Raw genomic sequence first — 23,068 nt, forward strand, 5'->3', positions numbered from 1 at the left:
GGGATATTAACCCTAATTATTTAGGTTAACAAGTTAGTAACCATATCACGCCGCACGGCGCCGTTTCACCAGCAACTTTTCCAATTGAGCATAGGTCAGCGGCCTACTCACGAAATAGCCCTGTGCGACATCGCACTGCATCTGGGCGAGCGTCGCAAGCGTGGCTTCATTCTCCACGCCCTCGGCGACGACCTTGCGGCTGAGCGAATGAGCGAGATTGATTGTAGATTGCACCATCAGACGATCCGCGTCGCTTTGGTTAATCGCCTGGATGAAGCTCTTGTCGATCTTGATCTCGTTAGCGGGGATCCGCTTCAGATAATCGAGTGTAGAAAGCCCAGTACCGTAATCGTCAATTGCGAGGTTCACACCCATTTCGCGAAGGCCGGCCAGCGTCTTGCTATTGGCCTCGTGTCCCGCGAGCGCTGCCGTTTCAGTGACCTCCAGCGTCAATTGCTCCGGCAGGACGCCATGAGCCCCTAAAAGGCTGTCGACGGTGCGGCACAGGGTCCTGCTGTCGATGAGCAAAGCCGACAGATTGACAGCCATGTTGAACTCGACCCCAGCGCGACGGAGCTTCGCCGTTGCTTCCAGCGCTCGGGAAAGCACGTATTCGGTAAGTTCGGCGATACGGCCGCTGCGTTCCGCCGCGAGTATGAAATCCATAGGATCGATCTGGCTCTTTCCGGCGCGGTCCCAGCGTACCAGCGCCTCCGCGCCCACGATGCGTTTAGTGGAAATCTCCAGCTTTGGTTGATAGGCAATCCAGATTTCCTCATTCGCCATCGCGCCGTCGAGTTGACCCATGAGGGAGAGCTTGCGCGCGGTTTCAGCAAGTTGTGTCTGATCGCACTCCTTCCACTTGAGTCCGCTTCTCAAGGCTTCGTCGGCGGCAACAATGGCGCTGCCAAGGCGGCTCGAAACAGAGTTGTCGCCGCGATAGTCCAGGCCGAAGGTGACCCGGACATCGACGGGGGTGCCGAGAACCAGCATCGGTCGCCGGAATACGTCGTAGAGGGTGTTGAGCGCCGCAAGCGTGTTGGTGGAATCCTCAGCGCTTAGCCAGGCGAAGATACCGTCGTCGCTTTGATAAAGCTGCGCGTGCGAGGAGATCAGGGTCAGTCTCGCGGCAATCTGCTTGACGAACGCATCCTGACCGCCCCCGTCAAAGGTGGAGGCAATTTCCGCGAAATTGTGAACCTTGGCGACAATCAACGGAAGGTCGGGTTCCGCATCATCCTCCCGAAGAACGTTTAGGTTTGGCAGGCCGGACGCGGCATGTCGGCTGCCGCGGCCCGTGTAGAAGCTACGAAGCGCTTTCCAGCCGATGGCGCTGCCGGCCAGGGCGAGAGCCAGTAAAGCCGGCATAATGTCAATGAGTATGAGGTGTCGCTCCAGAACTGCCTGGACTGCAAAAAGGGTAAGAGAGGAGGCTGCGAAACCTGATCCTAACCACTTCCCCTGTGCTAAGCTAAGTAAGGCAGCCAGAGCCATTAGACCGGCGGTGAGTGGCAAGAACCAACCTATGTCCACGGGGCGGCCGTTCAAAAGCGTTTCCCCGCCTAAAGCATGGAGCGTCACGCCCGGCATCAGCCCGTAACTGGGCAGCATGTACATGTCGCCGATCTGCCGCGACATCGTACCAATGACGACAGTTTTCCCCCTGATTGACGCGACGTCCGTGCTGCCGTCGAGAATGGAGGCGGCACTGAGCCGCGGAATTTTCGGCGCGTTGATGGAAAAGTCTATCGGAAACATCTCGTAAGCGCGTCCGGACTTGCCCGAGATGACGGCTCCAAAAGAGAGATAGCTCGTCCCTGCGATAGGGAGAGCGTAAGGGAGATCCCTCACTTCTCCGCGATAATTGTAACGTACGTTGATGGTGGCAAGCTCGGCGGACCGGCTAAATGCAGGCAGCGGCAGCAAGTCGACGCGCTCGCCATTGCCTGGGTCGACGGAGAAATGAACCGGCAGAACAACCTTTTTCTTCGCCCGAGTGAGTGCATTCTCCAGCGCCGCATCGTTTACCGGATCGGAAGGAGAGGAGAAGTCGACGTCGACCAGTACCCGCTCGGCGCCGCCAGCAACCAGCCTGTCGATAAGCTCTGCATGATAACGCCGCGGCCATGGCCAGCGCCCGATTTGCTGAATGCTGCGATCATCTATGCCTACAATGACGATTTGTCCGCTCGGCGCCTGGCGCTGCGCCATGGCGCGGAGGTCCCGGAAAAAGTCTTCCGGCAAGGAGCCAAGACCGAGCAGACCTGACACCAACCCCAAAACGAGCGCGCAGAGGAACAGGCGGAGTTTCCTCCGATCCCACCCGATTTTGGCGAGGCTCAGCCGTTGCATGCGCGCGCTTATGGCAGACAAAGGTTTACCAAATGGAAAGCATCGAGGGCCGCGGCAGGGCGGAGCTTTTCGATAAACATGAGGTTCAGCGTCGCTGCGGCACCGGGCTGGGCGGGGGCGCGTAGCAAGTTAGAACATAAGGCCCCGTTTCATGACAATTCGCAAGCTTCTCCTCCTCGGCTTTCTCGGGAGTGCCGTGCCGGCGCCGCTGTGGGCGCAGACCGCGCCCGCTGAGGATGCGGCGGAGGCGCCGCCGCCGACGGACGAGGAGCTTGAGGACGAAGAGGACCTTGAAGGAGAGGAGATCGTCGTCACCGGCCAGCGGGAGCGGGGCGCGGTGCTGGGGGATGTCGAGCCCGAGATCCAGCTCGATCGGCGCGACATCCGTGCCTACGGCGCCGGGAGCATAGCCGAGCTGCTCGACGCGCTTGCGCCGCAGACGCGGAGCGGCCGCGGGAGGGGCGAGGGGCGGCCGGTGGTGCTTGTGAACGGCCGCCGCATTTCCGGTTTTTCCGAGATACGCGATCCGCCGCCCGAAGCCATCGACCGGGTCGATATCCTGCCCGAGGAAGTGGCGCTCACCTACGGTTATCGCGCCGATCAGCGGGTGGTGAACTTCGTGCTTCGGCGGCGGTTCCGTGCGATCACGGCCGAAGTGGAAGGCGGCGCTCCTACGGCGGGTGGACGCGGGACGGGAGAGTTCGATCTCAACATCCTCCGCCTCAACCGCAACGGACGCTGGAGCGTCGATGCCGAATATCAGAGGAGCACGATGCTTCTCGAAAGCGAGCGCGATCTCCTCGGCAACACGCTTGGCGAATATCGCTCATTGCTGCCGCAGAGCGACCAGCTTTCGCTCGCAGGCACGATCAACCGGACCATCCTGAACGACGTGAGCGCGACAGCCAATGCCCGCTATGAAGAGAGCGGCAGCGAAAGCCGCCTCGGCCTGTCATCGGACGCGGAGAACATTCTGCTCCGTGAGGGGAAGAGCCGCACCGGCCATCTTGGCGTGGCAATGAACGGGGACATATTGCCGTGGCGCTGGTCTTTCACCGGCAATTACGATCGCACGCACGCACTGACTCTGACGGACCGGGAGCGCGATCTTGCCGCCCCCACCATCGATCACGACCGGGCGCGGACCCGGACTGAAACGGCCAATGCCGAGATGGTGTTGAACGGCACCCTGTTCGACATGCCCGCGGGCGATGTTCGGAGCAGCTTCCGTGCGGGTGTGGAGCGGCTCGGCCTCGCCGGAGAATCCCTTCGGGCCGGTGTGGAGCAGGACCGTGAGCTTTCGCGCGGCCGCGGCAACCTTCAGGCCAATATCGATGTGCCGATATCGAGCCGGCGCCGCGACGTGCTTGGCGGGATCGGAGACCTTTCCATCAACGCTAATGCGGAGGTGGAGCGGCTTTCGGATTTCGGCACGCTTCGAACCCTCGGAGGCGGGATCAGGTGGGAGCCGATCGAGGAGGTGAACATCATCGCCTCGATCACCGACGAGGATGGCGCGCCGAGTGTCGGGCAATTGGGAGACCCCACAGTTTCGACGCCGAATGTTCGGGTGTTCGACTTCGTCCGGAACGAGACGGTGGACATCACTAGGATCGAGGGCGGCAATCCGAACCTGCTGGCTGACAATAGGCGGGTGATGAAGCTCGGCTTGACGGTGCGGCCGCTGGAGGAAGACGATCTTTCCGTCACCGCCAACTATATCAGCAGCCGGACGCGTAATCCGATCTCCTCCTTTCCCACAGCGACGCCCGAGATTGAGGCGGCCTTTCCGGAGCGGTTCGAGCGCGATCCGGACGGACGGCTGCTCAGGATCGACAATCGGCCAGTCAATTTCGCGCGCGCGGACCGGCAGGAGCTTCGCTGGGGCATCAATTTCTCCAAACCGATCAAATCCAATCCGCCTCCCGGAGCGCAGCGTTGGCGCGAGCGTATGCAGGCGGCAGGCAGTGCTCCGGGTGGGGCTCCAGGCGCGCAACCCGGGGAAGGCGGCGCGGCCCGAGGCGAGAGGCCGCGGGGCGGCGGCGAGGGCGGGAGACGCGGAGCGGGTGGCTTCGGCGGCGGCTTCGGGCGCGGCGGCGGAGGGCAGGGCGGCCGCCTGCAGCTCTCGCTCTACCACACCTGGCACCTGCAGAATGAGATTCTGATCCGCGAGGGCGTGCCGGAGCTCGACCTGCTGAACGGCTCCGCGACCGGCAGCCGCGGCGGCCAGCCGGAGCATGAGGTCGAATTTCAGGCGGGCCTGTTCAAGAACGGCTTCGGCGGACGGCTCAATGCCAACTGGCAGAGCGGCACGTTCGTGCGCGGCGGCCCCGCCGGCTTCGGCGGTGAGCGCAGCGACCTTCGCTTCTCGCCCTTCTTCACAGTCAATGCGCGGCTGTTCGCCGACTTGGGGCAGCAGCGCTCGCTGGTGGAGAAATATCCGTTCCTGCGGCGCACCCGCGTCAGCCTTGTCGTCGACAACATCTTTGACAGCCGCCTTCGGGTAAGGGACGAAGCGGGTGTGACGCCGGTCAGTTATCAGCCGGACCTGATCGATCCGCTCGGCCGCTCGATCCGGATTAGCATTCGAAAGCAGTTTTTCTGAGCCTAGCTCAGCTCAGCCTCTCTGGCGGAGGTGGGCAGGATTTCGACAATGCAGTCTCCCGGCAGCAGCGACTGCGCTTCGGGCTCCCAGAAACCGTAGGGCTTGCCAGCCCGATAGACGCGGACGCCGAGACCCTTTGCGAGGGCAGACAGGGGCTTTCCACATTCCTCATCGGTGATGGTGCGCTCAGACAGGCGGACGCGGCCGCTGGAGGAGGCGAGGTCGGCAATATAGTCGGCAATATGCTCACCGTGCGTGGAGCCGGCGAGAAGCAGGCCGGCGAAGCTCACCGGATTGATGACGGTGGTGGCGCCGGCCTGACGTGCCAGCAGCTCGTTATCTTCGTTGCGCACAGCGACGCTGATGGTGAGGTTCGGCACCAGATGCCGCGCGGTAAGCGTGATGAGGATCGAGGTGTCGTCGCTTCCGGCCGAGACTACTAAAGCGCGGGCGCGCTCGATGCCGACCGCCTGCAGCGCTTTATCGCGCGTTGCGTCACCCTCCATGACCGCACAGCCCAGCGCCTTCGCCTGTTCCAGCACCTGCGTGTCGCAATCGATGACGACGATATTGCCGGGCTTGGCGCCACGCGCGATCAGTTCCTCGACAGCTTCCGAGCCTGTCGTTCCGAAGCCGGCGATGACGATGTGATCGTGAAGGTTTCGCTGGATGTAAGCCATACGCCATCTGTCCCATGTGCGCCTGAAGACGAAAGAATAAGCGGTGCCGAGGAAAACGAGCACTGCGAAAACGCGGATCGGAGTCACCACGATCGCGTCGAACAACCGCGCCCGCTCGCTCACCGGGACGATATCGCCATAGCCGGTGGTGGTGATGCTGATCATCGTGAAATAGACGACGTCCACGAAACTGATCTGCCCGTCGGCGCTGTCCTTGAGGCCGTCCCGCTCCAGCCAGTGGACCGCGATCGCTAGGCCGATCAGACCAACCACGAAAAGCGCCCGCCAGCTGATCGAAACCCAGACGGGCCAGCGGCCCTTGCGCTGCAGGGTGGTGAAATCCGGTCCTCTGTGCCGGTCCCGCATCAGGGATAGAGCTCCGCCAGCCTTCCGAGCGAAGGGCCGTGCGTCAGGTCGAGGTGGAGCGGCGTGACCGAGACATAGCCGTCCGATACCGCCTCTAGGTCAGTGGAATGGCTCGGGGTTTCGAGCATCGGCCCAAGGCCGAACCAGAAATATTGGTAGCCGCGCGGATCGGTGCGCTCGACGATGCGAAGGCGGCCATAGTCGCGAAGGCCCTGCTGGGTGACGCGGATGCCCTTCACCTGATCGGCGGGAAGGGCCGGGAAGTTGATGTTGACGAGGGTGCGGGGCTCCATCGGCGTCTCAACGACGGGACGCAGAACCTGCTCCGCCCAGGCCTCCGCGGCGGCGAAGGGAACGGTGTCGCCCATGCCTTCGCGCGCATAGCTCTGGCTAAGCGCGACCGAGGGAATACCAGCAAGCGCGCCTTCCATCGCCGCGGAAACAGTACCCGAATAGGTGACATCCTCGCCGAGATTGGCGCCGCGATTGACGCCGGAGAGGACGAGGTCGGGCGGATTGTCCTTCATGATGTGCGCGATCGCCATCATCACGCTGTCGGTCGGCGTTCCGGTGACGCAGAAGCGGCGTTCGCCGAGCTTCCGGAGGCGGACCGGCTGGGTGAGGGTCAGCGAATGGCCGGCGCCCGATTGCTCCTCGGTCGGCGCCACGATCCAGACGTTGTCGGAAAAGGCCCTCGCGATCTTCTCCAGCACCTTGAGGCCGGTGGCGTTCACACCATCGTCGTTGGTGAGGAGGATCCGCATCGGCGAAGGCTATGGCGGGGCAGGGGAGCGGAGGCAAGCAGCAACCAGCGCGGTGCTTCTTCGTTAGTCGGTCAAAGCAAAAGGAGAGACTGATGCAGGTTCCGCACAGAACGTTCGTTGTGGTCGCAGACGGTGAGAAGATGCTGTTCTTCCGCAACGAAGGTGACGGGGAATTCCCCCAGCTGCAGGTTGAACGGAAGCGGGTTCAGGACAATCCCCCGACGCGCGATCAGAAGACGGACGAGGCCGGCCGCACCTTCGACGCATCGGGCGGTGCCGGGCGGAGCGCCTATGAGGAAACCGATTTTCACCAGCTGGAAGAGCAGCGCTTCGCCGCTGAGACGGCCGAGCTCCTGAAGAAGCGGGCGCTGAAGAATGATTTCGAGAGCCTGATCATCGTCGCGCCGCCGCGTACACTCGGCGAGCTTCGCAAGCATTATCATAAGGAAGTCGAGAAGCGGCTTGTCGGCGAGATCGCCAAGGACCTCACCGGCCATCCGGTCGAGCAGATCGAGAAGATCCTTCTGGCTGAATAAGCCGCACGCTCAACAGCTTGAGCAAGGAAGGCCGCGCCTGCCCGGGCACGGCCTTTTCCGTTCGGCGCGTGTTTAACGCGGCTGAAATGTTACCAATCCACAACAAAAGCCTGTGGATAATTTATTTGCCATTTGAGTGACTTGTGAAGGCCTGAGCGCATGCGTATAGGCCCGTCTGGGGCAGGATGCCGATTCTCCGAAAAGAAGGGAACGGCTTCCCACAAGGGTTTGGCAGACCGGCTTGGGGTCCGGGATGTGAAGCGAGTGGAGGGGTTATGGCTACGGCGTTAAGCGAAGTTTACCCGCAACCTACCGGTCCGATATTGCCGACAGGCTATCGGCCCAGTGCCAACGAAGAATTCATGAACCCGCTGCATCTGCTTTATTTCAAGCAGAAGCTGCTCGACTGGAAGGAAGCGATCGTTCGCGAATCCCGCGAGACGATGAGCTCCCTCAAAAGCGGGCCGATCCGCGAGGCGGACCTTACCGACCGGGCATCGAGCGAGACCGACTGGTCGATCGAACTCCGCACACGGGACAGGCAACGTAAGCTCATTTCGAAGATCGACGCCGCGCTCCGCCGCATCGAGGAAGGCGAATATGGCTTTTGCGAAGTGACGGGCGAGCCAATTTCGCTCGCGCGCCTCGAGGCAAGGCCGATCGCGACCATGACCGTCGAGGCGCAGGAGCGCCACGAAAAGAACGAGCGCGTTTCGCGCGACGACTGATAAGAAAAAGCCCCGCCAATGGCGGGGCTTTTCACGTCAGGAGAGGCCGAGCATCTCTTCCTTGATGCGGAGCTTTTCTTTCTTGAGGCGGGAGAGCGTGGCCATGTCCGGCATAGGTCGCTGCACTTCCTCGCTGATACGAGCATCGAGGCCAGCGTGCCTGGTCTGCAGTGCCGAGATATGCGCCTGTTGCATTCCCATCTCCTTCTTCTGCTGTGATGTAGATCAATCTAGGTGATCGAAGCCGGACGTGTCTCCCGCTGATCGGCCATCGCTTCGAAATGCGCGACGACTCGTGACGATCATCGACTATAGCCGAAACGAGCCTGCTCCAGTAGATGCCGGCCCATGAACGACGCGCCCGATCAGGACTGGTCCGGAAAACTCAATCAATTGAAGATGGAGCATCGCGACCTTGATGCCGCAATCGAGGCTCTGCGCGCTACGCCCATGCCCGACCAGCTTCAGATCGCGCGGCTGAAGAAGAGGAAGCTTCGGCTTCGGGACGAGATCGCTCTGGTCGAGGATCACCTCATCCCGGACATAATCGCCTGAAAGCCGTGGATTAACCATATTTCGCAATGGCGGCTCCACCGCCGCTGTGGCAGTTTGAAGCCATGGACGACACGCGCGCCGCAATGACGCCGAAGCTGATCGACTCGCTTTATACCGAGGCGATGCTGCTTGCGGACGAGGCGCGATCCTATTTCGATAAGGTCGGGCGGGAGGAGCGGATGGCGCTCGATCCGCTGGTGCGGGTCGGCTTTTCCTGCGAGTCGCTGAAGGTGACGACGCGGCTGATGCATATCATCGCCTGGCTGTTGACGCAGCGGGCGGTGAATGCGGGCGAGCTGACGCCGGCGCAGGCAAACAGCCGCGACCGCCGCCTGGGCGAGCCGGTGGACAGCGATCCCGAAGTGCTGGAGCAGCTTCCCGAGAGCGCGTTGTCGCTGATCCGGTCGAGCAGCGACCTGTACGAACGCGTGCGGCGGCTTGCCGAAGGCGGTCCGCCGTCCGACGAAGCGCCGCAAAGCCCGGCGCGAAGCCTGCTGAGCCGTCTGGAGCGCTCGCTTTAGTCTGCCGAGCTGCTAGTTTGGCGGCGATGAACTTCCAATTTTCCTACGGCCCGCGCCTCATCTCAGGGGCGGGCGCGGCGGCTCGGCTTGGCGAGCTGCTTCCCGCCGGGCGCTGCCTGTTCGTGACGGACGCGCAGGTGCGGGCGCTCGGCCTTGCCGACGCGGCGCTGGCGGGGCTTGCGGGCGCGGGGATAGACACCGTGATCTTCGACGCCGTGGAGGCCGATCCGTCGCAGGCGACCTTGCTTGCGGCGGTCGAGGCGGGGAGGGGCTGCGCCTCCCTTGTCGGCTTTGGCGGCGGCAGCCCGATGGATGTGGCGAAGCTCGCTGCTTATCTGCTCGGCAGCGGCGACGACCTCGAACAGATTTGGGGCCTCAACAAAGCCATAGGGGAAGGCCTGCCGCTGACGCTTGTCCCCACCACTGCGGGCACCGGCTCGGAGGCGACGGCGGTGGCGGTGATCACCACGGGGGGCACCACCAAGAATGCGGTGAACAGCCCGGCGCTCACCGCCGATTGGGCGATCCTCGATGCGGAGCTGACGCTCGGCCTGCCGCGGCACGTGACCGCCGCCACCGGCATCGACGCGATGGTGCATGCGATCGAGGCCTATACCTCGGCGCACCGCAAGAACCCGATGTCGGACGTGCTGGCGCGCGAGGCGCTGCGGCTCATCGCGGAGAACCTAATTCGCGTCTGTGAGGCCCCGGATGATCGGGAGGCGAGGGGGCGGATGCTGCTCGCCGCGCATCTGGCGGGCGTCGCCTTCGCGAATGCGCCGGTCGCCGGGGTCCATGCCCTCGCCTATCCGCTTGGCGGACATTTTCATGTGCCGCACGGCCTCTCGAACGCGCTGATGCTGCCGCACGTGCTCGGCCACAATATGCATGCCGCGATGCCGCTTTATGCCGAACTTGGCTGTGTCATCGATCCTTCGCTCGAACGGGTAGGCACCCAGGCACAAGCCCAAGCCTTTGTTGAGCAGCTGGTGGACCTATCGGTGAAGTCGGGCTTGCCGCAGCGCCTGTCCGATGTCGGTGTCTCGTCCGAACATCTCGATCTGCTCGCAAGCGATGCGATGAAGCAGGAGCGGCTGCTGGTGAACAATCCCTGCCCGATTACCGAGGCCGATGCGCGGCGGCTCTACGAGGCCGCGCTGTGAGCCGCGAGCCGTTCGCCGGACGCGAAGCCTATAAGGTGTGGCGGGAGATCGGCACGCGCTGGGCCGACAATGACGCCTACGGCCACGTCAACAACACCGTCTATTATCAATGGTTCGACACGGCGGTGAACGCGTGGCTGATCGAGGCTGGATTGCTCGACATCCAGAACGGCAACCCCATCGGGCTCGTGGTGGAGACCGGGTGCCGCTATGCGCGCCCGCTCTCCTATCCGCAGCCGGTGGAGGTGGGGCTTGCCGTAACGCAGGTAGGAACGAGCAGCGTCCGCTATCGCCTCGGCATCTTCGCGAAGGGGTGGGCGGAAGCGGCGGCGGAGGGTCATTTCGTCCACGTCTATGTCGACCGGCAGACAAGGCGCCCAGTGCCGCTGCCGGAGGCATGGCGGCAGGCGTTCGAAAGCATATCCGGCTGATGCAGAAGCGGCAGATGGAATGGTGGCTGAGCGTGCTGTCGCTGATCAGCGCCGTCGTTGCCCTGCTGCTCGGCGCGTGGGCATATCCCGACGATCAGCGCTTCCCGATGCTTGCCGCCGCCTTCACGGGCTTCGCCTTATGGATGGTGATCGGGCTCAGGCCTAGGTCCTGAGCCGAAGCGCCGCCTTGGCTGCTTCATATTGGGCGGCAAGCTCTTCCACATAAGCGGCGGCGGGCTGAACCTTCCCGATCGCGCCGATGCCTTGGCCCGAGCCCCAGATGTCGCGCCACGCCTTGGCCTTCGAGCCGTCGCCGGTGCCGAAATCCATCGTCTTCAAATCGCCTTCGGGCAAATTGTTCGGGTCCATGCCCGCGGCTTCGATCGACTGGCGGAGATAATTGCCGTGAACGCCGGTGAAGAGGTTCGAATAGACGATGTCGCTGGCGCGCCCCTCGACGATGCCCTGCTTATAGGCGTCGGCCGCATTCGCTTCCGCAGTCGCGATGAAGGGCGAGCCGATATAGGCAAGGTCCGCGCCCATCGCCTGGGCGGCCAGAATCGCGCTGCCGTTGGCGATCGCGCCCGACAGAGCGAGGGGGCCGTCGAACCACTGCCGTATCTCCTGCACCACTGCGAAGGGGGAGAGGGTGCCGGCATGGCCGCCCGCGCCCGCAGCGACGGCGATCAGGCCGTCGGCGCCTTTTTCCACTGCCTTCCGGGCGAAGCGGTCATTGATGATGTCGTGGAGCGTAATGCCGCCCCAGCCATGTACCGCATCGTTCAGCTCCGGCACCGCGCCCAATGAGGTGATGACGATCGGCACCTTCCATTTCGCACAGGTGGCAAGGTCGTCCTGTAAACGCGCGTTGGAGCGATGGACGATCTGGTTGACGGCGAAGGGCGCGGCGGGACGATCCGGATTGTCCCTGTCCCAGGCGGCAAGCTCTTCCGTGATCCGGTGCAGCCATTCGTCGAGCAGCGACTGCGGCCGCGCATTCAGCGCTGGAAAGGATCCGACGATCCCCGCCTTGCACTGGGCGATCACCAGATCAGGATTGGAAATGATGAACAGCGGGGCGCCGATTACCGGTATGCGGAGGCGGCTGAAGAGGGGGGGAAGGCTCATTTGCTTTCCCTTAACGTAAAGCAGTCGTGCGTCAACGCGGGGCGCTATTCTCAAGATAAGGGCGGACAGCGTTCAGCCAGCGGACGGCGCGAGGCGACATCTTGGGCGGGAGCCTGTCGAGCTCCGCTTCGGTGACGCTTTCGATCTCCAGCGACCATCGCGGCCGATATTCCACATCGCGGACGATCAGCAACGCGGCAGTGTCCCGCTTGAAGTCGGGCCTTTCTTCAAGCTCGCAGGCAAGCTGCACAGAGCCATGGCGGATCATGCCGATCTCCTCACGCAGCTCGCGGAGTACAGCTTCCCGCGGATCTTCGCTTTCCTTCCTGCCGCCGCCCGGAAGCCGCCAGCCGCGCGCATAGCGAAGCTTCACCAGCACGATCCTCCCCTCCGGCGTCAACGCCACCGCATGTGCCCCGAATGTGCGGGGCCGCCGAACAAACCAGAAGGCCCGCAGCAGCCGGTGCGCGCCGCCTACAGCGACCCGAAGGAATTTATCGATCATCGAAGGAGGATGGTGGACGCACTAGGGCTCGAACCTAGGACCCGCTGATTAAGAGTCAGCTGCTCTACCAACTGAGCTATGCGTCCATTCCGGAAGTGGCGTGTTGCCGCGGAAGGCGTGCCCGCTAGCATGGGCTAACCGGGGATGCAACCGGCTGAAATCAAGCCGGTCACAAGGAGCGGCGGCGGTCGCGGCGATTGTTGCGATCGATCGACATCAGGATGCCGAGGCAGATCATCACTGTTAGCATCGCCGAGCCGCCATAAGAGAAGAGCGGAAGCGGGATGCCGACGACGGGCGCAAGGCCCATCACCATCAGCAGATTGATAGCGAAATAGAAGAAGATGGTCATGCTGAGCCCGCCCGCCGTGAGGCGGCCGAACCGGTCCTTCGTATCGAGCGCCACCTTGGTCGACCAGCGAAGCATCAGGGCGAAGAGCAGGATGAGGAAGAGGCCCGCGAACATCCCCCATTCCTCGACCATGGCCGGGAAGATGAAGTCGGTATGCTGTTCGGGAAGATATTGAAGCTGGCTCTGAGTGCCTTCGAGGAAGCCCTTGCCGAACAGACCGCCCGAGCCGATCGCGATCTTCGACTGGGTAATGTGGTAGCCGGCGCCGAGCGGGTCTTCCTCAGGATAGAGGAAGATCAAAAGCCGCTCCTTCTGGTGCGGGAGCAGGAAGCTGTAGGCGATCGGAGCGAGCGCCGCGAGCACTGCCCCGGCGCCGAGGAACAGGCGGAGCGGCAGGCCGGCGAGGAACATCACCATGATGCCGCCGAGCAGGAGAAGCGAAGAGGTGCCGAGGTCCGGCTGAATGAGGATGATGAAGAACGGGATGATGATGATCAGCCCCGCCGGCCAGATCGCGCTGAATTTCCTGATCTCCGCCGCCGGAAGATTGGCGTAGAAGCTCGCCAGGCAGAGGATCACGATCGGCTTCATCAGCTCGGACGGTTGAATGCGGATGAAACCGAACTCCAGCCAGCTTCGCGCGCCGCCGCCGATCGCGCCGTAAAGCATTACCGCGATCAGCAGGAAGAAGACGAAGCCGTAAGCCGGCCAGGCCCAGTCCCGGTAAGTCTGCGGGCGGACGTAGGACATCGTCACCGCCATGCCGAGAAAGGCGAAGAAGCGGATCGTGTGGTTGAGCGCCCATGGCTTAAGCGATCCCCCGGCCGCCGAGTAGAGGGCGAGCGCGCCGAACATGCCGATGGCGATGACGACGAAGATCAGCCGCCAGGGAAGATGCGCGATGGGTGCCGGGACGAGCGACGTGGTGCTCATCGGGTGGCGTTGCCGGTGTTTGCGGTTGTCGCGGGTGTCGTGGGCGCGGGCTCGCTCGGCGCTGTGCCCGTGGCGCCGGCAGCCGGGGTCGCTGCAGTCCGGGCGGGCGGCGCTGCCGTTCGGTTCATAGAATCCGGAAGCGGCTTGCCCTTGCTCGCATAATATGCGCGGGCCTGCTTCTCCATTCGCTCGGCGATGGTGCCGCCCCAGGTCTCTTCGAGCTTCACCAGTTCCTGCATTGCCTTGTTGCGATCAAAGAGGAAGGTGAGCACGTCCTTGGCAACCGGCGCGGCGGCGCGGGAGCCGCCCATGCCGTGGTCGATGACGACGGAGCCGGCGTAGCGCGGATTTTCGGTCGGCGCGAAAAACACGAAGAGGCCGTGGTCCCGATATTTCCAGTCGCCGCCCTGGCCGCGCTGTCCGCCGGCGATCCGCCGCACCTGCGCCGTACCCGTCTTTCCCCCCATGGACACGCCTTCGAATGGAAGTTTGCTCCGCCCCGCGGTACCGTCGCCGTTGACGACCTCCCACATGGCCTTCCGCACCACCTCCATATGCTCGGGCGCGTAGGGCAAAGGCGGAGCGGGCGGATGCTTGCCGAGGAGGAGCCGGGGCTGCACGTCCTTACCCGAAGCGATACGCGCCGCCATCACCGCGAGCTGGAGCGGGTTCAGGATGACGAAACCCTGTCCGATAGCGGCGTTCAGCGTATCCGATTCCGTCCAGTCGGGTCGCTCGATCAGGCGGGGGCTCTTCTCGTAACGCCGCTTCTTCCATGCGGTGTCCGGATAAGTGCCGTAGCTCTGCGACACCACCGGAAGGTCGAACTTGGCGCCAAGTCCGAGCTTTCGCGCCACGGCGGCGAGGGCATCGATACCGATCTTCCGGCCCATGGCGTAGAAATAGGTGTTGCAGCTCTTGGCGATCGCCCGGTGCATGTTGACCGATCCATGGCGGCCAAGGCAGCGGAAGAAGCGGTTGCCGAGCTGGAAGCCGCCGCCGCAATGAACCGTTTCCTTCGGATCGATCCCTGCTTCCTGAAGCGCGATGGCCGCCATCGGCTTCAGCGTCGATCCCGGCGGATAGAGCGCGTTCAGCGTCTTGTTGTAGAGTGGGCGACGCTCGTCCGCGGACAGCATATCCCATTCCATCTTGCTGATGCCGTCCGAGAAATTGTTGGGATCGTAGGCCGGCATCGATGCCATGCAGAGGATGTCGCCGGTCTGGCAGTCCATGACGACGCAGGAGCCGGATTCATTGCCCATGCGCCGCGCCGCATATTCCTGAAGGTCGGCATCGATGGTGAGCGGGAGCTGGCCGCCGCTGCGGTCCGGCATGGCCGAGAGCTCGCGGACGAGGCGGCCGCCCGCCGTCACCTCCAGGCGCTTGGCACCCGGAAGCCCGCGGAGGCGCTGCTCCATCGTCTGCTCAAGACCTTCCTTGCCGATCTTGAAGCCGGGCGTGACGAGCAGGCGGTTCTTGTTCTCCGCCTCATATTCTTCCTTGTTGGCCGTGCCCACATAGCCGATCAAGTGTCCGACCGCGGCGCCGTCCGGGTAGAAGCGGCTGAAGCCCCGCAGCGGCGCGACGCCCGGCATCTCGGGCAGGCGAACGGTGACCGCCGCATATTTGTCGAACGGGAGATTTTCGGCGACAGCGACAGGCTGATAGCCCGCGGCCACCGCCAGCTCTTTCCGAATGCGGTCCGTCTCTTCCGGCGGCAGCTCCAGGATCTGCGCGAGCTGCGCGATCACCTGCTCGGCGTTTTCGAGCTGATCGGGAATGAGGTCGACGCGGTAATCGCTGCGGTTGACGGCGATGGGCTTACCGTCGCGGTCGACGATCCAGCCGCGGCGCGGCGGGACCAGCACCAGCTGGAAACGGTTCTCTTCGGAGAGGAGCTGGTAGCGCTCGGTGTCGGAGAGCGAGAGATAGGCAAGCCGCCCGGCCATCAGGCCGGACAGGCCGAGCTGGAAGCCGCCCACGACCATCGCGCGGCGCGTGAAGGTGTAGGACTGGCTGTTCTCCGTAACGAGCGGAATCGCGCGCTTCCTCATCGGGCAAGCCGCCATCGGTCGAGGGAGAGGACGAGGCGGGCGACGATCGGAAAGGCGAGGATCGAGGCGGCGAGCTGCGGCAGCATCACGGAAAAGCCTGCCGTGTTGCCGAGCAGAGTGCCGATATACCAGTCGGCATAGACATAGCCGGTGATGGCGACCGCGGCGATCAGCCAGTCCATCCAATAGTCGCGGAAGAGGACGCGGCTATCCATGATGTCGAAGACGATGAACAGCAAAGTCCAGATCGCCATCGATTGTCCGATCGGATGCCCCGCAACGAGATCGTTGAACAGGCCGAGCGGCAGCGCCACTGCGGGCGCCCACATTTCGGGCCGAAGGAGTCGCCAGGCGATCAGCATCAGGAATCCGAAATCGGGGATCATGGGTGAACTGACGATGATTGGCAGCAGCGAAAGCATGCAGGCGAGGATGGTCGAGACGATCGGCACATATTCGCGCCGGAGATGCTTGCGTCGAACGGCGGCGCTGTTGAACGCGATCCGACTCATCGCTTGGGCGCGGCCTGATTGCCGGTGCCAGGCGGCGGCGGAGGTGGCGCCTGGAGCGCGTCCGAGGGCGGCGTCGCCCCGCCTTCGAGCGGCGCGTCGGCCTCCGCCATGTAGATGTTCTGGACGATGGCGAAGTCGGCCCGCGCCGGGTTGGCGAGCGGCCGGGCAAGAGTTTCCTCGCGCGTTACGCGGACAACGATGGCGGCGGGGATATTCGGCCCGAAGATGCCGCCGATGCCGGACGTGACGAAGATGTCGCCCTGACGGAACGGGTTCTGTCCAACCTCGAGCGGCTTGATGTCGAGCGTTCCGTCGCCGCGGCCCGTTGCCATGGCCGGGATGCCGTTCCTAACCGCTCGCACCGGCACATTGCTTGCGCCATCGGTGATGAGGAGCACCCGGGAGGCGAAGCGTCCGACCTCGATGATGCGCCCGATCAAGCCTTCCGGCGCGCGGACGGGCTGGCCGGTGCGGACGCCGTCGGAGCTTCCGGCGGTGATGGTGGCAAGGCGGCGGCTCGAATCGAAGCTGGAATTAACGATGCGGGCCGTGGTGACTTCGTCATTGAGTTCGCCGGTCAGCTTCAGGAGCCGTTTCAGCCGCATATTCTCGTAGCGGATAGCGCGCGCCTCGATCAGCTCCTGCTCGGCGCCTTCGAGGCGGCGGTTCAGCTCCGCATTGCGGGAGGCGGCCATGAAATAGTTGGAGATGGCGTCGCCGCTTCCCGTCACGCCCCGCACCACGCTGCGCCCGCCGGCGCTGATCGGCGTCGTCATGTCGAGCGCGAGGCCGCGAAGCGCTGCAAAGCCCTGCGGATCGAAGATGCGGACAGCGAGCAGCAGCAAGGCCAGCATGACGCCGCCGACCGCCACCACATAGCCGATGAACAGTCCGTATTGCGCCCTGCGGGAGAAACCGGGGCGCCGGGTTTTTGGCGGCGCCATTGGCTACAGCGCTCCGATCTTTACGCGGTCTGGAGCACGCCGCGGAAGATTTCCTCTTCCAGAGCGCGCCCGGTGCCAAGCGCAACGCAGGTCAGCGGATCGTCGGCGACGGTGACCGGAAGGCCGGTTTCGTCGCGGAGAACCTCGTCCAAGCCCTGCAGCAGAGCGCCGCCGCCGGTAAGGACGATGCCCTGGTCGACGATGTCGGCGGCAAGCTCCGGCGCCGTATTCTCAAGCGCGATGCGGACGCCTTCGACGATCGTCCCGACCGGTTCCGAGAGCGCTTCCGCGATCTGGCGCTGGTTGATCGTGATTTCCTTCGGCACGCCGTTGACGAGATCGCGGCCCTTGATGTGGACGGTGAGGCCGTCGCCGTCCGCGGGCGGCTTGGCGATGCCGACCTGCTGCTTGATCCGCTCGGCCGTGGCTTCGCCGATCAGCAGGTTGTGGTTGCGGCGGACATAGGAGGAGATCGCCTCGTCCATCTTGTCGCCGCCGACGCGCACCGAGGTCGTGTAGGCAAGGCCGCGGAGCGAGAGCACCGCGACTTCGGTCGTGCCGCCGCCGATATCGACCACCATCGAACCGATCGGCTCGGTCACCGGCATGTCGGCGCCAATCGCGGCCGCCATCGGCTCCTCGATCAGCCACACTTGGGAAGCGCCGGCATTGGAAGCGGCGTCGCGGATCGCGCGGCGTTCGACCGAGGTGGAGCCCGACGGCACGCAGATCACGATTTCCGGCCAGCGCGGGAAACGGCGCTTGCCGTGCACCTTCTGGATGAAGTGCTTGATCATCTGTTCGGCCACATCGATGTCGGCGATAACGCCGTCGCGGAGCGGGCGGATCGCCTCGATCTGGTCAGGCGTCTTGCCCATCATCAATTTGGCATCGTCGCCCACAGCCTTGACGCGCTTAACGCCGTTCAGCGTCTCGATCGCGACCACCGACGGCTCGTTCAGAACGATGCCGCGGCCGCGCACGTAGACGACCGTGTTGGCCGTGCCGAGATCGATCGCCATGTCGTGGGAGGGAAACTTGAGCATGCGCATCAGGGACATAAATCTGTGTCTCGCTTCCTATGCCTCGCGCACGGAGACAAATCCCCATGCCGCCTTCAGTAATTCTCTATAGGGTGCCCCCACGGCCCCAGTCCACGCTATAGTTAACGGCTCGCGGGACAGGATCGCTTCGGCTAGAGAGTCGATCGATGTCAATACGCCGCCTCCCTGAACATCTCGTAAACCGTATCGCTGCCGGTGAAGTGGTGGAAAGACCGGCCAGCGCGTTGAAGGAACTGGTCGAGAACGCCATCGACGCAGGTGCGTTCCGCATCGACATCCGTCTGTCCGGCGGAGGCGTGGACGGCATCGAAGTGATCGACGACGGCTGCGGCATGACGCCCGCCGACATGGCGCTGGCGCTGGAGCGGCACGCCACTTCGAAATTGCCGGACGATGCCATCGAACAGGTCGCGACTTTGGGCTTTCGCGGCGAGGCCTTGCCTTCGATCGCCAGCGTTGCGCGGCTGACCGTGGAAAGCCGGGTGCGGGGCGCGGACGGATGGTCTCGCATCGTCGACAATGGGAGCATTGAGGGGGAGGGGCCTGCGGCGCTTCCGCCCGGCACGCGGATCAAGGTTGAGCAGCTTTTCGGGCGCGTACCGGCGCGGCGGAAGTTCCTGCGTTCGGCCCGGTCTGAATATGCCGCCTGCCTCGACGTGGTGAAGCGGCTCGCAATGGCGCGGCCCGATATCGGCTTCACGCTGGAGCATGACGGACGACGGGCGCTCTCTGTCCAAACGGGCGAGGAGAGGCCGTCGCGGGTCGCGGCGCTCACCGACCGGGAGCTTCAGGAAAACAGTGTCGCCATTGACTATGAGCGCGGCGGCGCGCGCCTCGGCGGGGTTGCGGGTCTGCCGACCTTCAACCGCGGCGTTGCCGACCATCAATATCTGTTCGTGAACGGACGGCCTGTGAAGGACCGGCTGCTGATCGGCGCGGTGCGGGGCGCCTACCAGGACCTCCTCGCCCGCGACCGGCATCCGGTGGTGGCGCTTTTCGTCGATCTTCCCGGCGAAGAGGTGGATGTCAACGTTCATCCCGCCAAGACGGAGGTGAGGTTCCGCGATCCCGGCCTTATCCGTGGCGTCATCGTCGGCGGCCTTCGCGACGCGCTCGACCGCGCCGGGCACCGGAGCGCGCAGAGGCCTAGCGTCGAGGCGCTCGGAAGCTGGCAGGTGGAGCCGTTCCGCCCGCAGCCGGTCCCGATGCGGAGCCCGAGCTTCTCGATCCCCGCCCCGGGACAGGCGAGCGTCTGGGACCGGCATCAGGATTATGTGCCTGCACCCCAGGCGCGCGCCGAGGCCGCCGAGGCCGCGCCGCCGGAGGCCAAGACCTACCCGCTCGGCGTCGCCCGCGGACAGGTCGCCGCCACCGATATTGTCGCCGACGCCGAGGACGGGCTGGTGCTGGTCGACCAGCATGCGGCGCACGAGCGACTGGTGCTCGAACGGATGCGGGCCTCCATGGCTAATGGCGGCGTCCAGCGGCAGGCGCTCCTCCTCCCAGAGGTGGTCGAGCTCGACGAGCCCGCCTGCGACCGGCTCGAGGCGCGGGCCGCGGAGCTGGCCGAGATGGGGCTGGAACTGGAGCGGTTCGGCGCCCGCGCCATGCTGGTCCGCGCCACCCCGGCTCTGCTCGGCAATGGCGACATCAAGGGGCTGGTGACGGACCTCGCCGACGAGCTTGCCGCTTTCGACGAGGCGCTCAGCCTCAAGGAAAAGCTCGACCATGTCGCTGCAACCATGGCCTGCCACGGCTCCGTCCGCGCCGGCCGCATCCTCTCAGTCGCCGAGATGAACGCGCTGCTTCGCGAAATGGAGGTCACGCCCCACAGCGGCCAGTGCAATCACGGCCGCCCAACCTGGGTGAAGCTCGGCCACAGCGACATCGAGAAATTGTTCGGCCGGAAGTGAAAGCTGCCCTTTTAAGGTAGCCGCCGCCCGTAGCGCCCGAGCGCTTCCTCGAGCAGCAGTAGAGTTGCGATTGGAAAGACCGGCAAACCCTGCTTGACCGGTTCCCGGAACGCCCAGAGAACCGCCTCTGCCGCCTCCACCAATGCTCGCTCGCGTACCACGTGGGCGTGCTTTTTCTCCGCCGGCTCGACGGGATGAATTTGCGCGACATTATCGGACTGCATGTGCAATGCACTCCAGAAGAAGATTCGTGTTCAGATTCATCGGTTTGCGCTGAATAGTCAATAGGGATTTTTCGAAAGCGATGAATTTCGGCGCCAGACTTGCGGAAGAGCGTAAGCGGCTCGGGCTGAGGCAGGCCGAATTCGCCGAGCGGGTTGGAACCGACGTTCCGAAGCAAAGCCTTTACGAAACCGGTAAGCGCGAATTGAGAGCCGAGTATCTCGCCAAGCTGGTGGAAGCGGACGTGGACGTGGTCTACGTCCTTACCGGCCGGCGTTCCGAAGGGAGTTGGGCGGGCGAGGAGGCCAGCGCCTTGCTTTCGGCCTATCTCCGCCTGCCGCACGAAATGCAGCGGGCACTGCTCGACCTGGTCGAGACGATGCGCGCGCAATTTGCGCCACCAGCGGGCTCTACGCTTCATTCTGGCCGTTTGGGCTACAGGGCGGACGATACGCCGCGCTAGCGTGCCGCTTAGCGGCAGCCGCGCCAGCCCATCTCGCCGCGCGCGGCTTGGTCGAGATGGAGATGGTCGCGGTGCGCCGCATTGTAGTCGGGTGAGAGGACGGTCGCGAACAGGTCGCAGGCGCCATCCCTAACCTCGTGGAGGAAGGCGGCCTTGTCATCCTCCTTGCTCCAGTCGCCGAGCACAGAGATGCGGGTGCCGTCCTCCAGCCTGAAGGAGGCGATATCGACCGCATTGGCGCGCGAATGCTCGCTCCACGTGCCTTCGGAGCGGCCGTAGATCCGGCGGCAGCTATAGCTTCCATAATGCTGGATCGTTTCCACGCGCGATCCGAAATGGCGGAGCGCGGCAGGCTGAACCACATGCCATTCCCATAAGGCGAGCGCCGCGGCGACCGGGCAGCTCGTGCCGAGGTCCTCTGGCCGATAGCTGATGTTCAGCGCGCCGCCGGACGCAAAGCGCACCGCATCCTCATAGCCGCACTGGCCGTCTTCCCGCGGTGGAAGAGCCGTGTACCGAACCCCAGCCCGGGCAAGGAGGGCGCGGCATTGCAGGCCTTCGCCGGCGAGCCCCGCAAGCTTCCGCCCAGTAAAGGCGCCGACCGGCCGCGTGAGGTCGAGCTCTGTCCAAGGCAGATCCTCGGGATGGTTGCGGGCATAGCCGTAGAGCAGCATCCCGCCGAAGCCGGCCAAGGCGAGGAGGACTAGCGCCTTCAGGATGCGCGGGAGCCGCATTCGGCCTAGCGCCGCTCCCGCCATTCGCTGGCGAGGAGGGCGTAATATTCGTCGTCGATCCACTCGCCGTTGCAGAGGAAGCTCTGCCGAAAATGCCCCTCCTTGCGGAAGTCCAGCGAGCGGAGAAGGGTGGTCGAGGCGACATTCTCGGCGGCCGCGACGCCGACGAAGCGGTGAATATTATGGCTTTCGATCAGCCAGCTAATAGCCGCCGCGACGGCTTCCCGGCCATAGCCCCGCCGCTGATGGTCGGGGTGGATGCGGTAGCCGAGCTCCACCTGCCGATCGCCTGGGACGCCGAAGCCAAGGCCGAGATCGCCGACCACCGCGCCGTCTCCCCGCCGCTCGATGGTCACCTGGTACCAGGGCTGCGGCTCGGTATCGCCCGGCTGCTTCGACTGCATCTCTTCAAGCAGGGCGGTGATGAAGCGCTCGATGTCGGGCCGTATGCCGGTATAACGGGTCATCATCGGATCCGCCCAGCTGCGGAGGTAGGCCTGCAAATCCTCAGGCCGCGGGCGGCGAAGGATCAGCCGCTCCGTCTCGGCAAATTTCATGGCGTCAGCTTGCGCAGGCGCTCGCCGACCGCCTCGATCGGATGCGCCGCCGCCTTGGCCCGGCTTGCCCTGAGGCGCGGATAGCCGGCCTCGGCATCCTTCATCAGATCCTGAACGAAGGCGCCGCTCCTGACTTCGCGAAGGATGCGGCGCATTTCGGTGCGCGCATCGGCGTTGATGATGCGCGTGCCGCCCTGAAGTGCACCGAATTCCGCCGTGTTCGAGATCGCTTCGCGCATGGCGGCGAGGCCGCGTTCGTGGATGAGATCGGCGATTAGCTTTACTTCGCTAACGCATTCGAAATAGGCGACTTCGGGGGAGAAGCCGGCTTCGGTCAGCGTCTCGTAGCCGGCGAGGATCAGTTCCGGGATGGCGCCCCAGAGCACGGCCTGCTCGTTGAAAAGGTCGGCCTCGCATTCTTCGGCGAAGGTCGTGCGGATGATGCCGGCGCGGCCGCTGCCCAAGGCCACGGCGTAGGAGAGGGCGATTGCCTCCGCCGAGCCGCTCGCATCCTGCTCGATGGCGAAGAGCGAGACCATGCCCTTGCTGTCAAGATAGAGCTGACGGAGCGCGGTGCCCGGACCCTTGGGCGCGACGAGGATGACGTCAATATCTTCTTTAGGTTCAATGAGTTTGAAGCGTATATTGAGCCCATGCGCGAAGAGGAGCGCGCTGCCGCTGCGGAGGTTCGACGCCAGCTCCTCGCCGTAGATACGGCCCTGATCCTCGTCGGGCGCGAGCATGACGATGATGTCGGCCCATGCGGCGGCTTCGGATGGCGTCATGACGCCGAACCCGTCAGCGGCGGCGCGGTCGGCGCTGGCGCCGGGACGCGCAGCGACGATGAGGTCGCGGAGGCCGCTGTCGCGAAGGTTCAGCGCCTGCGGCCGTCCCTGATTGCCGTAGCCGAGGACGGCCACCTTCTTCTCCTGAACGAGGGAAAGATCGGCATCGGCGTCGAAATAAACCTGCATAGGCGTTGG

25 protein-coding genes and 1 tRNA gene are annotated in these 23,068 nt (G+C 64.2%); 10 read left to right on the forward strand and 16 right to left on the reverse strand.

From position 1 onward, the window contains the following. Window positions 1–45: 45 nt before the first annotated feature. Complete coding sequence (locus tag VGD10_RS00695) at window positions 46–2,352, reverse strand: EAL domain-containing protein (protein ID WP_331038866.1); 2,307 nt, start codon at window positions 2,350–2,352, stop codon at window positions 46–48. Between the two features lie 151 nt (window positions 2,353–2,503). Between VGD10_RS00695 and VGD10_RS00700 the strand changes: the two genes are divergently transcribed. Further along, the gene (locus VGD10_RS00700; protein WP_331038867.1) at window positions 2,504–4,957 is read left to right on the forward strand and encodes a TonB-dependent receptor; all 2,454 of its coding nucleotides are present in this window, start codon (window positions 2,504–2,506) and stop codon (window positions 4,955–4,957) included. 2 nt (window positions 4,958–4,959) lie between these two features. Here VGD10_RS00700 and VGD10_RS00705 read toward each other — a convergent pair whose 3' ends face one another. Both VGD10_RS00705 and surE read right to left on the reverse strand, forming a co-directional pair. After that, window positions 4,960–6,003, reverse strand: a complete 1,044-nt coding sequence (locus VGD10_RS00705) for a potassium channel family protein (RefSeq protein ID WP_331038868.1) — start codon at window positions 6,001–6,003, stop codon at window positions 4,960–4,962. After that, a complete protein-coding gene (gene surE / locus VGD10_RS00710; RefSeq protein WP_331038869.1) occupies window positions 6,003–6,767 on the reverse strand; it encodes a 5'/3'-nucleotidase SurE in 765 nt (254 codons plus the stop codon). Before surE ends, VGD10_RS00705 begins: the two co-directional genes overlap by 1 nt. Before the next feature lie 92 nt (window positions 6,768–6,859). On the opposite strand from surE, the gene VGD10_RS00715 reads away from it, so the two are divergent. Both VGD10_RS00715 and dksA read left to right on the forward strand, forming a co-directional pair. Continuing rightward, the gene (locus VGD10_RS00715) at window positions 6,860–7,303 is read left to right on the forward strand and encodes a host attachment family protein (RefSeq protein ID WP_331038870.1); all 444 of its coding nucleotides are present in this window, start codon (window positions 6,860–6,862) and stop codon (window positions 7,301–7,303) included. A 275-nt stretch (window positions 7,304–7,578) separates the two neighbouring features. Continuing rightward, entirely contained in the window at window positions 7,579–8,031 is a 453-nt protein-coding gene (gene dksA, locus VGD10_RS00720) for an RNA polymerase-binding protein DksA (RefSeq protein WP_331038871.1), read from the forward strand. Window positions 8,032–8,067: 36 nt separating this feature from the next. Here the strand turns inward: dksA and VGD10_RS00725 are convergent, their stop codons facing one another. Continuing rightward, window positions 8,068–8,226 (reverse strand): YdcH family protein, encoded by a 159-nt coding sequence (locus VGD10_RS00725; RefSeq protein WP_331038872.1) that lies wholly within the window; start codon window positions 8,224–8,226, stop codon window positions 8,068–8,070. Window positions 8,227–8,379: 153 nt separating this feature from the next. Between VGD10_RS00725 and VGD10_RS00730 the strand changes: the two genes are divergently transcribed. From VGD10_RS00730 to VGD10_RS00750, 5 genes are all read left to right on the forward strand, one after another. Then, window positions 8,380–8,586 carry a YdcH family protein gene (locus tag VGD10_RS00730; protein WP_331038873.1) on the forward strand — a complete coding sequence of 69 codons (207 nt, stop codon included), beginning with the start codon at window positions 8,380–8,382 and terminating at the stop codon, window positions 8,584–8,586. Between the two features lie 62 nt (window positions 8,587–8,648). After that, window positions 8,649–9,107, forward strand: coding sequence for a DUF1465 family protein (locus VGD10_RS00735; RefSeq protein ID WP_331038874.1), 459 nt, complete (start codon window positions 8,649–8,651; stop codon window positions 9,105–9,107). A 26-nt stretch (window positions 9,108–9,133) separates the two neighbouring features. Further along, window positions 9,134–10,270 (forward strand): iron-containing alcohol dehydrogenase, encoded by a 1,137-nt coding sequence (locus VGD10_RS00740; RefSeq protein ID WP_331038875.1) that lies wholly within the window; start codon window positions 9,134–9,136, stop codon window positions 10,268–10,270. After that, entirely contained in the window at window positions 10,267–10,701 is a 435-nt protein-coding gene (locus tag VGD10_RS00745) for a thioesterase family protein (RefSeq protein WP_331038876.1), read from the forward strand. The genes VGD10_RS00740 and VGD10_RS00745 overlap by 4 nt, the downstream gene beginning before the upstream one ends. Beyond that, the gene (locus tag VGD10_RS00750; protein WP_331038877.1) at window positions 10,701–10,874 is read left to right on the forward strand and encodes a hypothetical protein; all 174 of its coding nucleotides are present in this window, start codon (window positions 10,701–10,703) and stop codon (window positions 10,872–10,874) included. Before VGD10_RS00745 ends, VGD10_RS00750 begins: the two co-directional genes overlap by 1 nt. Here the strand turns inward: VGD10_RS00750 and VGD10_RS00755 are convergent. From VGD10_RS00755 to VGD10_RS00790, 8 genes are all read right to left on the reverse strand, one after another. Beyond that, window positions 10,864–11,829, reverse strand: a complete 966-nt coding sequence (locus VGD10_RS00755; protein WP_331038878.1) for a nitronate monooxygenase family protein — start codon at window positions 11,827–11,829, stop codon at window positions 10,864–10,866. The genes VGD10_RS00750 and VGD10_RS00755 overlap by 11 nt on opposite strands. Before the next feature lie 31 nt (window positions 11,830–11,860). After that, window positions 11,861–12,334 carry an NUDIX domain-containing protein gene (locus tag VGD10_RS00760; RefSeq protein ID WP_331038879.1) on the reverse strand — a complete coding sequence of 158 codons (474 nt, stop codon included), beginning with the start codon at window positions 12,332–12,334 and terminating at the stop codon, window positions 11,861–11,863. A 10-nt stretch (window positions 12,335–12,344) separates the two neighbouring features. Then, a tRNA-Lys gene (locus VGD10_RS00765) sits at window positions 12,345–12,420 on the reverse strand. Window positions 12,421–12,503: 83 nt separating this feature from the next. Continuing rightward, complete coding sequence (rodA, locus tag VGD10_RS00770) at window positions 12,504–13,619, reverse strand: rod shape-determining protein RodA (protein WP_331038880.1); 1,116 nt, start codon at window positions 13,617–13,619, stop codon at window positions 12,504–12,506. Beyond that, the gene (mrdA, locus tag VGD10_RS00775; RefSeq protein ID WP_331038881.1) at window positions 13,616–15,676 is read right to left on the reverse strand and encodes a penicillin-binding protein 2; all 2,061 of its coding nucleotides are present in this window, start codon (window positions 15,674–15,676) and stop codon (window positions 13,616–13,618) included. Before mrdA ends, rodA begins: the two co-directional genes overlap by 4 nt. Then, window positions 15,673–16,188, reverse strand: a complete 516-nt coding sequence (locus VGD10_RS00780; RefSeq protein WP_331038882.1) for a rod shape-determining protein MreD — start codon at window positions 16,186–16,188, stop codon at window positions 15,673–15,675. The genes mrdA and VGD10_RS00780 overlap by 4 nt, the downstream gene beginning before the upstream one ends. Next, complete coding sequence (gene mreC, locus VGD10_RS00785) at window positions 16,185–17,132, reverse strand: rod shape-determining protein MreC (protein ID WP_331038883.1); 948 nt, start codon at window positions 17,130–17,132, stop codon at window positions 16,185–16,187. Before mreC ends, VGD10_RS00780 begins: the two co-directional genes overlap by 4 nt. A gap of 20 nt (window positions 17,133–17,152) precedes the next feature. Continuing rightward, window positions 17,153–18,193, reverse strand: a complete 1,041-nt coding sequence (locus tag VGD10_RS00790) for a rod shape-determining protein (RefSeq protein WP_331038884.1) — start codon at window positions 18,191–18,193, stop codon at window positions 17,153–17,155. 149 nt (window positions 18,194–18,342) lie between these two features. Here VGD10_RS00790 and mutL point away from each other — a divergent pair, with 149 nt between their 5' ends. Then, on the forward strand, window positions 18,343–20,109 hold the full coding sequence (mutL, locus tag VGD10_RS00795) for a DNA mismatch repair endonuclease MutL (RefSeq protein ID WP_331038885.1): 1,767 nt from the start codon (window positions 18,343–18,345) through the stop codon (window positions 20,107–20,109). A gap of 11 nt (window positions 20,110–20,120) precedes the next feature. Here the strand turns inward: mutL and VGD10_RS00800 are convergent, their stop codons facing one another. After that, on the reverse strand, window positions 20,121–20,333 hold the full coding sequence (locus tag VGD10_RS00800) for a hypothetical protein (protein ID WP_331038886.1): 213 nt from the start codon (window positions 20,331–20,333) through the stop codon (window positions 20,121–20,123). Between the two features lie 80 nt (window positions 20,334–20,413). On the opposite strand from VGD10_RS00800, the gene VGD10_RS00805 reads away from it, so the two are divergent. Continuing rightward, window positions 20,414–20,794 (forward strand): helix-turn-helix transcriptional regulator, encoded by a 381-nt coding sequence (locus VGD10_RS00805; RefSeq protein ID WP_331038887.1) that lies wholly within the window; start codon window positions 20,414–20,416, stop codon window positions 20,792–20,794. 8 nt (window positions 20,795–20,802) lie between these two features. Here the strand turns inward: VGD10_RS00805 and VGD10_RS00810 are convergent, their stop codons facing one another. The 3 genes from VGD10_RS00810 to ilvC are packed head-to-tail and all read right to left on the reverse strand — an operon-like array spanning window position 20,803 to window position 23,059. Next, window positions 20,803–21,528: an extensin family protein gene (locus VGD10_RS00810; protein WP_331038888.1), complete on the reverse strand. Its 726-nt coding sequence runs from the start codon at window positions 21,526–21,528 to the stop codon at window positions 20,803–20,805. Between the two features lie 5 nt (window positions 21,529–21,533). Further along, window positions 21,534–22,085: a GNAT family protein gene (locus VGD10_RS00815; protein WP_331038889.1), complete on the reverse strand. Its 552-nt coding sequence runs from the start codon at window positions 22,083–22,085 to the stop codon at window positions 21,534–21,536. Further along, the gene (gene ilvC / locus VGD10_RS00820; RefSeq protein ID WP_331038890.1) at window positions 22,082–23,059 is read right to left on the reverse strand and encodes a ketol-acid reductoisomerase; all 978 of its coding nucleotides are present in this window, start codon (window positions 23,057–23,059) and stop codon (window positions 22,082–22,084) included. Before ilvC ends, VGD10_RS00815 begins: the two co-directional genes overlap by 4 nt. Between the last annotated feature and the right edge of the window lie 9 nt (window positions 23,060–23,068).

It is taken from the genome of Allosphingosinicella sp. (genome assembly GCF_036402135.1).
In the GTDB taxonomy this organism is placed as follows: domain Bacteria; phylum Pseudomonadota; class Alphaproteobacteria; order Sphingomonadales; family Sphingomonadaceae; genus Allosphingosinicella.